This is a genomic window from Mesorhizobium sp. M1050, from assembly GCF_040318715.1.
GTDB lineage: Bacteria > Pseudomonadota > Alphaproteobacteria > Rhizobiales > Rhizobiaceae > Mesorhizobium.
Window position 1 is genome coordinate 23309 of record NZ_JAMYMV010000039.1, and the last position, 15229, is coordinate 38537.

Annotated in this window: 14 protein-coding genes; 7 read left to right on the forward strand and 7 right to left on the reverse strand. The window is 60.8% G+C overall.

Annotation, left to right across the window (positions count from 1 at the left end):
• Window positions 1–5: 5 nt before the first annotated feature.
• Genes NKH57_RS20575 through NKH57_RS20595 form a run of 5 tightly spaced genes read left to right on the forward strand, consistent with a single transcriptional unit; the run spans window position 6 to window position 5750 of the window.
• The gene (locus tag NKH57_RS20575; RefSeq protein WP_352946716.1) at window positions 6–1004 is read left to right on the forward strand and encodes an ABC transporter substrate-binding protein; all 999 of its coding nucleotides are present in this window, start codon (window positions 6–8) and stop codon (window positions 1002–1004) included.
• Complete coding sequence (locus NKH57_RS20580; protein WP_352946718.1) at window positions 1001–1606, forward strand: SCO family protein; 606 nt, start codon at window positions 1001–1003, stop codon at window positions 1604–1606. Before NKH57_RS20575 ends, NKH57_RS20580 begins: the two co-directional genes overlap by 4 nt.
• Window positions 1572–4226 carry a GAF domain-containing protein gene (locus NKH57_RS20585; protein WP_352946720.1) on the forward strand — a complete coding sequence of 885 codons (2655 nt, stop codon included), beginning with the start codon at window positions 1572–1574 and terminating at the stop codon, window positions 4224–4226. Before NKH57_RS20580 ends, NKH57_RS20585 begins: the two co-directional genes overlap by 35 nt.
• Window positions 4223–4588: a response regulator gene (locus NKH57_RS20590; protein WP_352946722.1), complete on the forward strand. Its 366-nt coding sequence runs from the start codon at window positions 4223–4225 to the stop codon at window positions 4586–4588. The genes NKH57_RS20585 and NKH57_RS20590 overlap by 4 nt, the downstream gene beginning before the upstream one ends.
• Window positions 4589–4601: 13 nt before the next feature.
• Window positions 4602–5750, forward strand: coding sequence for an adenylate/guanylate cyclase domain-containing protein (locus NKH57_RS20595; protein ID WP_352946802.1), 1149 nt, complete (start codon window positions 4602–4604; stop codon window positions 5748–5750).
• A 283-nt stretch (window positions 5751–6033) separates the two neighbouring features.
• On the opposite strand, the gene NKH57_RS20600 is transcribed toward NKH57_RS20595, so the two are convergent.
• The 3 genes from NKH57_RS20600 to NKH57_RS20610 all read right to left on the reverse strand — a co-directional run bounded on the left by NKH57_RS20600 (window position 6034) and on the right by NKH57_RS20610 (window position 9637).
• Window positions 6034–7446, reverse strand: a complete 1413-nt coding sequence (locus NKH57_RS20600) for a hypothetical protein (protein ID WP_352946725.1) — start codon at window positions 7444–7446, stop codon at window positions 6034–6036.
• The gene (locus NKH57_RS20605) at window positions 7436–8641 is read right to left on the reverse strand and encodes an MFS transporter (RefSeq protein WP_352946727.1); all 1206 of its coding nucleotides are present in this window, start codon (window positions 8639–8641) and stop codon (window positions 7436–7438) included. Before NKH57_RS20605 ends, NKH57_RS20600 begins: the two co-directional genes overlap by 11 nt.
• 108 nt (window positions 8642–8749) lie before the next feature.
• Window positions 8750–9637 carry a helix-turn-helix transcriptional regulator gene (locus NKH57_RS20610; RefSeq protein WP_352946730.1) on the reverse strand — a complete coding sequence of 296 codons (888 nt, stop codon included), beginning with the start codon at window positions 9635–9637 and terminating at the stop codon, window positions 8750–8752.
• 278 nt (window positions 9638–9915) lie between these two features.
• Between NKH57_RS20610 and NKH57_RS20615 the strand changes: the two genes are divergently transcribed.
• On the forward strand, window positions 9916–10911 hold the full coding sequence (locus NKH57_RS20615; RefSeq protein ID WP_352946733.1) for a class I SAM-dependent methyltransferase: 996 nt from the start codon (window positions 9916–9918) through the stop codon (window positions 10909–10911).
• An 11-nt stretch (window positions 10912–10922) separates the two neighbouring features.
• Window positions 10923–11882: a LysR family transcriptional regulator gene (locus tag NKH57_RS20620; protein ID WP_352946736.1), complete on the forward strand. Its 960-nt coding sequence runs from the start codon at window positions 10923–10925 to the stop codon at window positions 11880–11882.
• A 44-nt stretch (window positions 11883–11926) separates the two neighbouring features.
• On the opposite strand, the gene NKH57_RS20625 is transcribed toward NKH57_RS20620, so the two are convergent.
• The 4 genes from NKH57_RS20625 to trbF are packed head-to-tail and all read right to left on the reverse strand — an operon-like array spanning window position 11927 to window position 15228.
• Window positions 11927–12151 carry a DUF2274 domain-containing protein gene (locus NKH57_RS20625; protein ID WP_352946738.1) on the reverse strand — a complete coding sequence of 75 codons (225 nt, stop codon included), beginning with the start codon at window positions 12149–12151 and terminating at the stop codon, window positions 11927–11929.
• Between the two features lies 1 nt (window position 12152).
• The gene (locus NKH57_RS20630) at window positions 12153–13406 is read right to left on the reverse strand and encodes a TraB/TrbI/VirB10 family type IV secretion system protein (protein WP_352946741.1); all 1254 of its coding nucleotides are present in this window, start codon (window positions 13404–13406) and stop codon (window positions 12153–12155) included.
• A complete protein-coding gene (gene trbG, locus NKH57_RS20635; RefSeq protein WP_352946743.1) occupies window positions 13403–14548 on the reverse strand; it encodes a P-type conjugative transfer protein TrbG in 1146 nt (381 codons plus the stop codon). The genes NKH57_RS20630 and trbG overlap by 4 nt, the downstream gene beginning before the upstream one ends.
• Entirely contained in the window at window positions 14545–15228 is a 684-nt protein-coding gene (gene trbF, locus NKH57_RS20640) for a conjugal transfer protein TrbF (protein WP_352946746.1), read from the reverse strand. The genes trbG and trbF overlap by 4 nt, the downstream gene beginning before the upstream one ends.
• Between the last annotated feature and the right edge of the window lies 1 nt (window position 15229).

Consider the following 15229-nt stretch of genomic DNA (forward strand, 5'->3'; position numbering starts at 1 on the left):
ACGTCATGCACACCATCCTGAATCGCCGCCGCTTCATGGCCGGCCTCGCGGCGGGTGCCGCGGGATTAGTCGCAGCCCCGAGGCTGGGGCTCGCCGAGCCGGCGCCAGAGACGACGAAAGTCCGGTTGCCGGTGTTCGCCAAGGTCTCGGACTGCCAATCGCCGATGTATGCGGCCACCGAGCTTCTGCATGCCGAAGGCTTGACCGACGTTGAGTTCGTGTCTTCGGGCACCGGCCCGGATTCGTCGGACTGGATCGGCCACGGCGAGATCGACTTCGACTGGAACTACCCGCTCGCGCATGTGCTTAACATCGCAAAAGGCGCGCCGATAAAAGTCTTGACCGGCTTGCATGTCGGCTGTCTTGAGCTGATCGCAAACGATCGGGTCGTTGGCATCCCTGATCTGAAGGGTAAGACGGTCGGAGTGGATGGCAGCACCATCCAGTATCTGTTGCTGAATGTGATGTCTTCCTATGTTGGCCTTGATCCGGCAAAGGATTTCGAAACTCTCGTAACCCCCGATGCGGTTCAAAGCCTCGCGGAGGGTAAGATCGATGCGTTCCTCGGCGGACCGCCCACGCCCCAGCAGGCGCGGGAGCGAAAGCTCGGCCATGTACTTGTCAGCACGGCGATCGACAAACCATGGTCGCAGTATTTTTGTTGCATGCTCGCGAGCACCGCAGATTATGCAGGACGTTACCCGATTGCGACCAAACGAGTCATGCGCGCGCTACTCAAGGCCGTGGACCTCTGCATAACCAATCCGGAAGCGGTTGCGAAAAGTGCGGTCGATATAGGCTACGCCAGCGACTACACGCTTCAGGCTATCCGTTCCGACATACGCTACGACAAATGGCGCGAATATGACCCCGAGGATTCCCTGCGTTTCTATGCGCTGCGTATGCAGGAGACAAATGCGGTCACGATGAGGCCACAGGAGATCCTGGACCGCGGCACCGACTGGCGTTTCCTTAAGGAGCTCAAGCGCGAGATGAAGACGTGAGCCGCTGGCCGACGCGCGCGTTGCTGCTCCTCGCCCTCGTCGCTGAGCCTGCGCACACCTCTGCGCACGAAGCGTCAGCGCACGTCGGGGACAGCGAGCGCCTGCCGATGATGGGCGCTGCACCGGATTTCACGCTGATATCGCAGGACCACAAGCCGGTGTCGCTGCACGACTTTCGTGGCAAGGTGGTCGCCGTTGCATTCATCTATACGTACTGTACCGACGTCTGCCCGATGCTGACCGCTCATATGGCCAGCGTGCAGGAGAAGCTGGGCTCGACGTTCGGATCGAAGATCGCCTTCGTTTCGATCACCGTCGACCCGGAGCGCGACACGCCCGATGTTTTGAAGGAATATGCGCAGAATTTTGGCGCCGATCTGAAGGGTTGGTCGTTTCTTACCGGTGATCCGGCGATTGTCCATGAGGTTGGACGGAAATACGGGGTCATCGCGAAGAAGGCGGCGAACGGAGATGTCGACCATACCTTGTTGACGTCGCTCGTAGACCCCAATGGCATCTTGCGAGTACAGTATCTTGGCGTCCGGTTCGACCTAGAGGAGTTCCGGGATGACCTTGTCAGCCTCGTGGACGAATCCAAATAGCATAACGAACCGGCTCGTTGGCTGGGTTGCCCGGCTGCCGGCGCGCGTCCAGACCAAGCTCCTGATCGCGTTCCTGTCGATCGTCGGCCTGCTGATCGTGCTCGGGGCCGTCGGGTTGCAGGTGCTGAGTGGGGTGAACGATCAGACCAACGAGCTGATCAAGCTGCAGCGCAGGATCGCGGCCTACCGCCAGGTACAGCACGATACGACCACCCAGCTCTACGGCATCTCCACCGCCCTGTTGCTTCAGGACGACCGGATGCTGGATGCGGCGCTGCGCCAGCTCAATCAGTTCGGCTACGACCTAGACCGCATGGAGTTCGTCGCCAAAGCCGAGGCGGAAGTGCTTGGCCAGGTCAGGCAAGAGTACGAACGGCTGACGGCCGGGGTGACGCACGTGGCAGAACTTGTTCGCGCCGGCCGCACTGAGGAGGCGCGCAAGGTTCAGCTTGATGAAATCATACCGTCGGCTGATCGCCTCGAGCGGCTGACAAACCAGCTGGTCAACATCGCCGAAGCCGACATGGTGGCGGCCATCGAAACGACCGAGGGTGCGTACGGCACGTCCAGACTGATCGTGGTCTCGTTTGCGGTGGGCAGTATCCTGCTGGCGTTGGGGCTCGGCTACATCATCTCCTGGTCGTTGATCGAACCAGTCAAGAAGATCGAAGCGCGTCTCAGTCAGATAGCGGCTGGCGACTTCGCCCAACAAGTTGCCGTCGCCAATCGCGACGAACTTGGAGTGCTCGCCGCTAACGTGAACCGGACCTCCGACCAGCTGGGGCGCCTGTATCAGGAGATTGAGACGCGCACCCAGCAGCTCGACGAAGCCCTTCAGCAGCAGACAGCCACCGCAGACGTTCTGAAGGTCATCAGCCGCTCTACCTTCGATCTGCAGGTCGTGCTCGATACGTTGGTGGAATCGGCTGTCAGGCTCTGCCGTGCCGACAAGGGTGGTATCGTGCAGTTGCTGGATGGCGTATTCCGCTATGTGTCGACGCATGGCTACCCGCCCAGTTTCCGCGCCTATGTCGACGCCAATCCACTTCCAGCGCTTGCCGCAGGCCGGGGCTCCGCCGTAGGGCGCGTAATCGAAGAACGGCGGATCGTGCAAATCGAAGACGTGACCGCTGATCCGGACTACCGCGTGGCGCTGATCGCTGAGGCAGGCGGATTCCGCACCGTCCTCGCTGCCCCGCTGTTGCGGGAAGGTGATCTCGTTGGCGTATTCGTCATGACGAGGGTTGAGCCGCAATCTTTCAATCCCAAGGAGATCGCGCTCGTCGAGACATTCGCCGACCAGGCGGTGATCGCCATCGAGAATGCGCGGCTCTTCGAGGCGGTGCAGTCACGAACGCGCGAGCTTGCCGCGTCTGTTGGTGAGCTCGAGGCGCTTGGTGAGGTGAGCAAGGCGGTCAATTCGACGCTGGATCTCGACACGGTGCTGAAGACGATCGTTGCCAAGGCGGTCCAGTTGTCGGAAACGGATGCTGGTACCATCTACGTGTTCAGCAGCACGCGGCAGCAATTCCGTCCGCGCGCAAACTTCGGTATGAGCGATGAGCTTATCGCCGCAGTCTCACACCAGACGATCGGGCTGGCCGACATGGGGATCGGCGACGCACCCGGGCGTTGCATGCCGGTGCAGTTTCCCGACCTGAGCCAGGAGACCTCGTCCTTCGTTGTAAGAAAGACGGTCGTCGACGCCGGATATCGCGGTATCCTGATCGTCCCGCTGCTGAGGCCCAACAAGATCGTAGGTGCACTGGTCGTCAGGCGCCACAAGCCAGGTGCCTTCCATGAGCAAGTCGTCCACCTGCTGGAGACCTTCGCTGCCCAATCGGTGCTCGCGATCCAGAATGCCAAGCTGTTCAGCGAGATCGAGGAGAAAGGCCGGGAGCTGGAGGCAGCCAGCCGCCACAAGTCCCAGTTCCTCGCGAATATGAGTCACGAGCTCAGGACACCGCTCAATTCTGTCTTGGGCTTCACAGAACTGCTGGTCGACGGCATCTACGGCGAACTCCCGGACAAGGCAAAGACGACCGTCGCGCGCGTGCAGGCAAACGGCCGTCACCTCCTCGGGCTCATCAACGACGTACTCGACCTGTCCAAAATCGAAGCAGGCCAGCTCACGCTAGCGATCGAGGAGTACTCCGTCGCGCAGATTGTTCGATCGACCGTTACGGCTGTCGAGCCGCTGGCACGAGCGAAGGGTCTTGAGCTTTCAACGACTGTTGCCGAGAACCTTCCAATCGGCCGCGGGGACGAACGCCGTTTGACGCAGGTCCTGCTCAATCTTGTAGGCAATGCCGTCAAATTCACCGAAACGGGTGCGGTCGACATTCTTGCCGATGCGGTAGACGGACATTTCGAGATCACCGTCCGAGACACCGGTCCCGGCATCGCGTCAAAGGACCAGGCTCTCATCTTCGAGGAATTCCAGCAGGTCGACAACAGCAGCACCAGGCAGAAGGGTGGCACAGGTCTTGGCCTGGCGATCTCGAAGCGTATCGTGGAAATGCATGGCGGAAGCATAGACGTCGAGTCCGTCCTAGGGTCAGGGTCGACATTCCGCCTGAAGATACCGATCCGGGTTCAAGAGGACGTGAGGGCCGCATGAGCAAACGAATCCTGATGGTGGAAGACACCGAGGACAACCGCCAGATCATCCGTGACCTCATCGGCACCACCGAATACGAGTTGATCGAGGCGGCGGACGGCGCCGCCGGCGTCGCTGCTGCCGCGGCCGAGAAGCCAGACCTGATCCTCATGGACATTCAGCTGCCGGTGATCGACGGGTATGAAGCTGCCCGCCGCATCAAGGCCGACCCAACGCTGCGGCACATCCCCATCATCGCCGTCACCTCCTACGCGCTGTCGGGCGATGAGGCCAAAGCCCTTGCTGCAGGCTGCGATGGCTACATTGCCAAGCCCTTCAGTCCGCGCGAGCTGCTCGCAAAGGTTCGGCAGTTCCTGTCCTGAAGGAGACAAGGTCTTGCATAATCCGCCCCGCATTCTCGCGGTCGACGATACTCCGGAAAACCTCGAGATCCTGCGCATGCGCCTCGAGGCGAATGGCTACGAAGTGGCGACCGCCGCAGATGGTGAAGAGGGCCTTGCGAAAGCTCGCGAACTCACGCCGGATCTGATCCTGCTCGACATCATGATGCCGAAGCTGGACGGCATCAGTGTGGTGCGCCTGCTCAAGCAGGATATCTCCCTGCAGGCGATTCCGGTCATCCTCGTCACCGCGAAGGCCGATACGCGTGATGTTGTCGAGGGGCTGGACGCTGGGGGTGACGACTACCTGACAAAGCCCTTCGAGCACAGGGCGCTGTTGGCGCGGGTGCGCTCGATGCTGCGCCAGAAGGCGCTTCACGACACCGTCGCAACCCAGGCCCAACTGCTTCAGGATCAGGCCGCGCAGCTTTCCGATTGGAACCGCTCGCTGGAGCAAACTGTGGCTGACCAGGTGACGGAGCTCGAGCGGATGGCGCGGCTCAGGCGATTCCTGCCCGAGCAGGTCGCCGACCTCATCGTTGCGGCGGGCAATGGAGACGCGCTTCTGCAAAGTCACCGTCGCGAGGTGACCGTTGTCTTTTGCGATTTGCGCGGCTTTACTGCTTTCGCAGAGACCGCCGAACCCGAAGAAGTCATGACAGTTCTTGCCGAGTATCACGCCTGTCTCGGCGAACAGATCGTGCGCTACGAAGGGACTTTGGAGCGGTTCGTGGGCGACGGTATCGTCGTGGTTTTCAACGATCCACTCCCGTGCGCCGACCATTCCGAGAGGGCCGTGTCTATGGCTGCGGCGATGCGCGACGCGATTGACGAGCATTCGGAGCGATGGCGGAAGCGGGACTATTTGCTTGGCTTTGGGATCGGCATTGCCAGGGGCCACGCAACCATCGGGCGCATCGGTTTTGATCAGCGCTCGGACTATGCCGTCATCGGCACTGTGTCGAACCATGCCGCCCGATTGTGCGAGGAGGCCAAATCGCGCCAGATTCTTGTTAGCCAACGGGTCCTCGGAGTTGTCGAGTCGCTGGTCGAATCCGTTCTTGTTGGCGAACTGACGCTGAAGGGTTTTCGCCGCCCGATGCCTGCCTATGAAATCGTGCGGTGGATCGATCGGCCAAGCTAGCGTCGGATGCACGCTGGTCTCTTTCGCACGACACGGCCCATCGAACCGTCGGCACAAAGCAGCCAAGCCACCGACTTATCTCGAAATCGCCGCAACGGGGAGAAAGCGGTCGTTCCGCAAGTGACAACCAATGGCCGCCTCTGGCGCAACGCGCCTTCTCGCCTGTTCGCCCGGATTTCCGCTTTTGGGATGCGGCTATGGCCTGCTCAACGACCCACATTGGCGCGAAGCAGCCATTCGCACCGGCATACAACTGCCAGTTACTGGAAGTGCATAAGACGTTTCAGGAAAAAGCCCACTCCGCATCGGTCGGCGCAATCAGCCCGTTCCGAAGTCGTTTGTGAAGTCCATGCCACGACGGGTCCGTCACGAAGCCTTTCATGCTTCCACATGCCTCGGCGAAGGAAATGTCGCCCAGACGGCCGATAAGATCACTCAATCCACCGTTCCTGCCATTTAGGAATAGCTCGAGCGGATCATCATCACACTCGATTACCCGATGTCCCCAAGCACCCGGTACGTCGTCGGTTGCGAGAGCCTGGCGAAGATCTTCATCCACGCCTGCGGCCTCGAGCGCTCGGCAGACGACATAACGCATCAGAGGATAGTAGATCGGCTGATAGCTGCCTCCAAGCGCGCGCACGCCGGGCAGGATCGACAACACGAGAAACATCAGCAGGAGATTCGGGATAAGGCTGCGGTTTTCCAGCCGCTCGATGATGTCGGGGGCTGTGAAGCACGCCACCTTCATACCGGTCGCAGGATCGATGAGTTCTCCCGCGATCAGACGCAGCGGAAGGCGTTTTCCATTTTCATAGAGCCAGAAGAAATCGGTACCGCGCGCGAGCCAGCCACTCCAGGGGCCGGACGCAAGTCCGTCGAGAACGGCAAGGATATTGGAGGCGAACTTCGGTTCTTCCAGCAGTCTCATGCGTAGCCAGGAATTTTCGTCCGACAGATGGTCGGCCACCAGGTCGGCGATATCCTCGTCGTCGATCTGCAGGAACGCAAAGCGGCCTCCGAACATTTTTGGCCAAAGGATGAGATTGGCTGCCTTGATGGCGTGCGAGGGCCGCTCGAATTGCGTCTTCGGCAGAAGGCTACGAAGCAGCGTGACCGCGTCGCCCTCAGTGTTCGGCTCCCTCGGCAACAACTCGAACCTATAGGGTCCCGGCCCGGCTAGCAGGCTGTATCCGATCATCCGGCTGCGGCTGAGGCCGAAGACGTTGACCGGCTTCCCGCCAACGGTGAGCCAGCCTGGTCCCTTGCGTGGCTTTTCAACAAGGTTCACCGTCGAGACGGCGTAGGAAACATAGGTCGAACAGCCATGCGCCGAGAGACCAAGGAGGCTGAAGATATGCGTGTAATAGGCTTCCGGCTCCATGAGGAGAAACAAATGAGGGCCTGTCTGCAACACGCGGCGCCTTTCGAAATCCCTGCAGATTTCCAAGGCCGTATTGGCAGACAACCCGTTTCGTGTCGCTGCCTTCCTGATGATGTCGAGGAGTTTGGTGAAGGCTCGCAGCCGGATTTCTGGCATGGGAACCGAAGCCGGCGCTGTAAACACGCGAAACGCATAATCGCGGATCGGCCGGGAATGGTATGGGCTCATCCAGGGGTAGAGTGCCGTCAGCGACCCCAGGACTGCCTGTTTCGCATCTACGCCTGCTGTAAGCTCTTCCACCTCACGATTCACCTTTTTCTTGTGTCTGAATTACACCGACGCTCAAACACGAAACACTGATGAGGAGCACCACTCCGAAGCCGAAGAAAATCGTCGAGGGAAATGCTCGATCTCCTACAGCGGCGGCAACGCCGAAGACGATTAATCCGAGCGCCACGGCCACACTGTGCATAATGCCTTTTGCCCGGCCCAACAGATAGACCGACACACGCGACTGCAATGTGACTTCAACGCTGACGCGTCCAAGATTGTATAGAAATCCGAGTGCTGCAAAAAGGATTGCTGTCCAGGGCGTGCGCAGAGATGTCAGCGCCATGAGGACCAGCGCCGTTAAGCCCAAAAGCATGAGATGCCGCGCGTTGCTACTCATCGCTCTTTCAATCCGGAATAGAGAGACCGCACCGATCAGTGAGCCCGCCGACCATGCAGCCTCGAGGTAGCCGAAATCCACGGCCGTACCCTTCTGCTCCTGGAAGACGAAGCTCGATCCCATGACGCTGACAAGCACCGCGCTTGTATAGAGAAGCGTGTAGACGACATTGAGACGACGCAGGCTCGGATCGATTTGGGCTGCAGGGATTTTGGCGATGCGGACATCGCGCGAAACCGGTTCCAGCCGCATCATGGTCAGGCAGCCCGCTGAAAACAGGAAGAAGGCAGCAAGAACGGTGAATGGCAGGACTGGGGAGCGCTCATGCAGCAAAGGCCCTGCAAGCAGAGCTGCGCCGAGGTTGCCGAACTGCATGACGAAGAAGACGGCGGAATTCGTGGCTACAAGATCGCGGCCGTCAGCTATCACGGGGATCATTGATTGAGAGCTCGTTAGCGCGACACGGTCGCAAAACGAAAAGAGGGCCGCTGACAGGCAGATGATCAGAAACACGTCCATGTAGAGGAGCGCGCAAGCGGTAGCCAGCATAACGAGAAAGCGGCTGAGGTCTGCCGCAACGTTCAAGCATCGCCTGTCAAATCGATCCGCCGCTGCGCCGGCCAAAGGGCTCGCGATGAATTCGACAACGCTGACGATCGCAAGGAACGTCGCCACGCCGGCGGTTCCGTATCCTCGCTCGACGAGAATCCAGGCGGAGGCGATGTAGAAGCCGTTTCGGGCAACGGCCGCCGATAGCGTGCTGGCCAGGAACCCGAGGCATAGATTGGACCGGCCGGCCCGTCCTTTGGCATGATGATTTCGAACCAGGTTTGACATGAGCGGCGTATCCCGGGCTGACCGCCGATGGATACCTTCTTCCGCCAAGCCTGCTTTACTGTGACGTTGGGGTTTTCCGATACTTGCTGAGAACCGACAGGCGGCGACCTAGATTCTGCACTTACGACGGAATTCCGTGGGGCCTGCGCCGAAAGCCCGCTTAAAGGCGGTCGTGAAATGGCTCGAGCTGCCGAAACCACATTCCATCGCGATTTCCGTCGCCGACAGATTGGTCGATCGCAGCATGTCCGCGGACTGCTCCAACCGTCGCTGCGCAATGAATGCATGCGGCGTCATGCCTGTCGACTGCTTGAACGCCCTCCAGAAATGGAACCGGCTAACCCCAATTTCTTTTGCCAGATCGGCGAGCGTAGGTCTGCCGTCCGACAACGTCTCGATCATGTCCACCGCCCGCTTGAGATCGAACGATGACAAACCGCCTTTTGCCGGCTCCTGATGGAAGCCGTTCAACCTGAACATTTGCCCGAGCAATTGCGTGGCCTGGCACTCCACCATCGTTGCGCTGATGGGGTCAGGCTGCTTGAGCTCCAAGGCAATCCTCTGCAACGCCAACTCTACAGTGCCGTCCCGAAATCCGATCGAAGGCGGCAGCACTGCCGGGCGATGGCGAGCCATTCCCGCAAACACATCGTCGGCGAACCCTTTTTCAATCGACACCAGGAGGTAGGAAGCGGTCGCGTCCCCCTCGTCCCACCCACTCCAATCACTGCCGGCGGGCATGAAGATTGTCGAACCGGCCCGGCGCGGCAAAAAGGCAATCCGGCGCCCATCCACAATGTCTTCTCCGCGGCACGCCGTGCCCTTCAGGTTCATCAAGAACACATGGTTTGGCTGGAGGATTCTTGTCTCCTGGCGCTCAAGCCCGGTTCTTTTGACCACGTCCGCCCGCACGCTCCCCCAATTCTCATATTTGTGGGCAAGCGACTGATGCCGTGAACGGCGGTTCTCGGTCGGGTCGAGCGCAAGAGTATTCACGTATCCACAGCCTCCTTACTGGCGAGTGGCCAGTCGTCGCATGATGTGGCGAACCATGAGTTGCTGAACAACACGCAAATAACTCTGGATTGGTAGAAGATGTGACTTTAGCGAAAAAATGGCAAACGAGTGAAAGCCGCCTGTATCCGGCATGCCTACCAGTTGGCTTAGCCAATACTTGAGCCCGGCGAAATATTAGACCACACTTATCTTAGTGGAATTTCCCCCGTCGACGTATCGGCATCTCACCAATGGAACGGTGCTGGAGGCATACTGCGATGCGTGGACTCAACGACTTTCTGGCTGAGTGCGACCATGGCCCACGGATCAACGGACTGGCTGGCTTTTTCGCCGCGATCGCCGCTGGCAAGAGCGGGATGCCAATCCGCAAGCCCGTCGCCGACGCCCGCCTTCTTCCGAGCGATGAACTGCTGCGCGACCTGGTCAGCCTGCACGCGGCACGACAAGGTTTTTTCGACCAGCACTATCACGGCAGCATTCCTTATAGATTGGAGGAAGAGTGCCGGATGGCCTACGCAGTGCTGAAATACGCACGGCACCGTGGCGCGCCGCTTTCGCTATACAGCCTTGGAACAGCGGAAGGCACGATGGCGAGAACACTGTCGGAACTGTCCGATGGACAGGTACGCTCCCTGTCGTGCAGCCCGAACGCGGAGAATTACAAATGCTTCATGGCCTATGGCCAACCGCCGCACGCCGACTTCTTCATCGGCCCCTTCCACAAATTGACCAAGGACGTCCTGGGCTCGGATCCGCGACTGGCAAATTTCGCTCACGGGTTCGACATTATTCTCGAAGATACGACCTTTCAGATGTACTCGCCCAATCGATCGGGACAGATCGAGTTCGTGACCCAGCACCTCAAGGCAGACGGAATCTTCGTCTTCGTCGAGAAGTTCCGGGCAACCGAGGAGCCGGACTACAGGCGTCGCGAATACCAGAAGGATTTCGGCTTCAAGGCGCGCTATTTTCCCCCAGACGAAATCGAGAAGAAGCAAACCCTCGTTCTGGACACGATGTTCGGCAATGAGGTGACTTTGGCAGAGATGGCTGACGCAATACGCGCGCATTTCACCTACTGCGCCCTGACGTGGAACAGCGGAAATTTCTGCAGCCTCGCGGCGAGCAATAGCGAGGAAAACCTAAACCGGTACCTCTCCCAGATGGCCACTCCGGCCATTCCGCACGAGTACGTCTACGAAACGAGCTTGTGTCCGCCCCTGCCCGTTAGCGTCCCCGCCGCGCAGGAATAGGCTCCTGCGCTTTGGGACAGGTCGACAACACGCTCCGCCGTTTGGACCATGTCTTCGCAGCTGTCGATCATGGTAGCCTCAGGCAGGCCGCAAGAGTTCTCAGAGTGAGGGAGTCCTGTGTCAGCCGCAACATCGTCGCTCTCGAGCAATTGCTGGACATGCAGTTATTTGACCGCGACGTCCATGGCGTTCGGCTGACCGAGGCAGGCCGGGCCTGGGTCGATCTTGTCCGGGCCCATTATGAAGGCTTGCAGGATGCATTGGCTGCAGGTAGTCGCGGTCACCAGGATGCCAAAACGATCAGAATAGGGTTATGCGCCCAGATGGGGCGCACGTTCGTGGCACGTCTCATCGATCGTTTTGGCCATTTGCATCCGGACGTGTGCGTCGTGATCGAAGACGTTCCACTCGAACAGTGCCTGGCGGCTATACGCCGCCGGCGCCTCGACATCGTCTTCACGCACGGGCTTGAGAACGCCGCCTTATGCCGTAGCGAGATATTTGCGCACGAGCGCTTGTTCGTTCTCCTGCCCTGCCGCCATCCGCTTGCTGAAAGGGCTGCGGTTACATGGGCAGATCTTGCAGGTACGTGTCTACTGGTTTCAGGCGGATCCTCCCGGGATCTGCGTTTGCTGGAGCATATCGCTGCGAATGGTGGCCCCACTGTCCAGATATGTCGCGCCAGCGAAGCAACGGTCATCCTCAAGGTGCAACTCGGTCAAGGCGTGACTCTGGCGGGCGAGGGTTTTGCCAGGACAGTCGCCATCGACGCCATGGTTTGGAAACCGATCAGTGGCCAGAGCAGCGTCAGTTCGATCAAGGCAGTGTGGCTGGAATCGAACCCAAAGCGCGCGCTTTTGCGGCTGGTAGGGACCGCAAGAAACATGGTGGCAGTAACGCGACCCGGGCCTACCCCTTTCAATGCAGGAAGTTCGGGACGCCGCGGCGCGATTTCTGAAGTCACGCCATGACTCGGAGGCGCGACTAACGCGGTTCGACTTCAGTCGTCCGGCCCTCAACCACCCTCCGAACGCTTTGCTCTGGCAAAGCCCCGATCCGTCGCAATGAACCGCGCCAACATCGCGACGATGAGGCGCGGCGCATCGGCGGGCCGTTGCCCCGCTTCGCGGCCGAGTATCTCGGCATAAGCGGCCAGGTCGCGATGCAGTGACGCGGGGAGTTCCACCATGACCTTGACCGGCTTGTCGTCAGCGATTGGCCCCAGTTTCAGCTTCGCCATTTCAGCCTCCGTAAGGTTCGAGCACGAGATCGCGCGTGACGATGACGCGCACCGGGTATCCCGGTCGGATGATGAGTGTCGGCGCTATATTGAGCTGTCGCTGGACGATCTGCTGGCCTGTCTGGCTGATGCTGTCGGACGCACCCTGGCGCAGAGCGCGCACGATGTCGCTCTCCTGGCCTGATGAGCCTGCCTGCGCGCCGATGCTGAGGACCGTGGAAAGTGCTGCAGCCTTGAACAGTTCGCCCCAGTGATAATCGACGCCGTCCTCGAGGCCAGCATAGCCCTCGGCGTCCGCGCCAGGCTCGCGTTCCAGAACGATGGAGCGGCCGTTAGGAAAAATCAGTCTGGTCCATACCAGCAACACGCGACGCTGGCCGAAGCCGACACCATTGTCATACTGGCCGATGAGCCGCGTGCCCTGCGGAACGAGAAGGATGTGGCCGGTGGGGCTGTCATAGACATTCTCCGTTACCTGCGCGGTGATCTGACCCGGCAGGTCGGAACGAATGCCGGTGATGAGGGCGGCCGCGATGACGGCGCCCGCCTGCAGGACGTTCTTCGACGCCGGCGGCGCGACACGATCCGACGAGACGGTGCGCTTGTCCGGCGGCTGATTGAGGAACGCGAGTTGGCGATCCTGCGCCGAGGGCGTCGCAGGTTGCGGCGCGAGGCCAAGGCTGGCGAGGTCGGTCTGTGGGATGGTGCCTGTCGTGCCTGTTCCAGGCTGAGCGGCCGCCGCGTCACTTGCAGGCCGCGTTTGAGTGGACGCGAACAGACGCGCGGTTCTTGCCGATTCCAGTTCCTGTTCCCGGCGCTGCTCCTCCTGGTCCGGTCCAACGGGACCTGTCGATAGCGAGGGGCCGCCATTCTGCGCTGCGAGGATCGGGCGGCCAAGATCGCCGGGAAGCGGTGGGCCAAGCTTTGGAACGCCGGCATAGTCCTTTGGCAGGCCGGCGAGCCCATCGGGGGTCGAACGATTGTCGGTTGAATACAGCTCCTGATCCTGGCCTTGCTGACGGTTCTGAAGCGCGTAAATCAGCGCACCGCCGACACCGAGGCTAGCGGCGAGCCCCAGTCCGGCCAGCGCCTTGCGGGACAGACGTGTTACGCGCGGCGGCTCGGCGCGCAGCCGCATGGCCGCGGCCGGATCGCCTGTCAACGGCCGGGCCTCATCCTCGACCGACGCCTCCGGCCGGGCGTCATCCGCCGGCCCCCGGCCTTCTTGCTTCCCGGGATCCAATCTGTCGCTCATGATGACGGCCCTCCCCTGTCTGTTCGAAGGAACGTCGCTGGCGGGGTCTCACCAGCGCCACGCATCCATGAAAATCGACTGCTCCTTGCCCCATCAGTACGAGAGACCCGGATGCGCTGCTGGTTCTTGCCTGCGCCGAAGCGCAACTCGGCGGCGGTAAACAGCCGGTCGACGATCATGTAGTTGCCGCGCACGCGATAGTTGACCAGTTCGGACGTGTCGCCTTCCGGCCCGACCACGAAAAGTGGCGGCATCTCGCCCTGGCCGATGCCCCGCGGGAACTCGATGAACACCTGCTTGCCATCGTCGAAGGCGCGCAGCGGCCGCCACGGTGCGCGGTCGCCAGTCACCTGGTAGCGGAAATTGACGCGAGAAAGATCGATGCCTGTCGAGACCGGCTGTGCAGCCTCAGCCTGCTGGTTCTGCCTGCGCAAGGCGATGAGTTGGTCTTGCGGGTATTGCCAGGCAACCGACGCCATATAGGTCGACGGCGTCGAGCGCAGTTCCATGTGATAGGTGCGCCGATCGGTATTGATGACGAGATTGGTTATCAGGTCGGCGCGCGTCGGCTTGACGAGGATGTGGACCTGCTTGGCCCCGCCCGCTCCGCTCTCGGTATCGCCGATGATCCAGCGCACGTTGTCGCCGGCGGCAACGGGACCGGAGCCGACGAGCTGCTCGCCGGACTGGAGCGCGATGTCGGTGATCTGCCCCGGCGATGCATAGACCTGAAAAAGCGCACCATCAACGAACGGATAGACCTGCATCGAGTTGATGAAGCCATTGCGCACAGGCTGGACCCGCGCGGCCGCATTGGCCAGGTTCACGCGCGCGGTCGGATCGGTCGGTTCCGGCTCCGGCTTTGCCTCCTTGCCGACCGGCTTCAGCTGGCCGGGAAGCGGCAGCGGCTTTGACAGTTCCACCACCTTGACGGGCGGGGGCGGATCGACCGCCTGCACGGCCGGGATCGGATCGTCATATGATATCTCCGGCGGCTTCTCCCTGGTGGCGCACCCACTAACCACCGAAGTGCAAAGCAGGAATGCCGGGAAGGCTGTCTTGCGGAAAGCCGGTATTGCGCGGATGAGGAATGCCTGACGCCCTGCTTTCCAGGGGGCGGCTTTGCAGGCTGTGGGCGTCATTGTCCAAGCTCCTTCGACCAGTTGATGGCGTTGATGTAGATGCCGAGTGGATTCTTCCTCAGCGTGTCGGCGTCGCGCGGTTGCTGCACGACAATGGTGAGAATGGCGGACCAGCGCTCCGTAGAAGCGAGTGAGCCATCCTCATAGCGGCGTTCGACCCAGGCGATGCGGAAGCTTGCCGGCGATGCGCGGATGACCGACGACACGTCGACGGCGACCTGCTGTTTACCGACCTTGGTGAACGGGTCATTGGCGCGCGCATAGTCGTTGAGAGCCAGCGCCCCGCCCTGCGTCGCGAGGTCATAGGCGCGCAGCCAGTTCTGCCGCACGATGACCGGATCGGCGGGAATCGACCTGACCTGCTCGACGAAGTGCGCCAGGTAGAAGGCAATCTGGGGATCATTCGGCTGATAGTCGGCGACGGCAGGCCCCACAGCCTGCGCCTGGCCGAGACGATCGACCTGCACCACCCAGGGCACGATCGAGCCATTGGCGGTTTGCCAGATGAGTGCGGCGGAGAAGCCCGCGGCGAGCGCCAGGCAACCGAAGGCCATGGTGCGCCAATTGCGCGCCTGCACGCGAGCCGAACCGATGCGCTCGTCCCAGACCTGGGCAGCGCGTTGGTAGGGCGTCTCGGGTTGTGGGGATTTGCCATAGTGCGTGGACGGTCGTTTGAACATG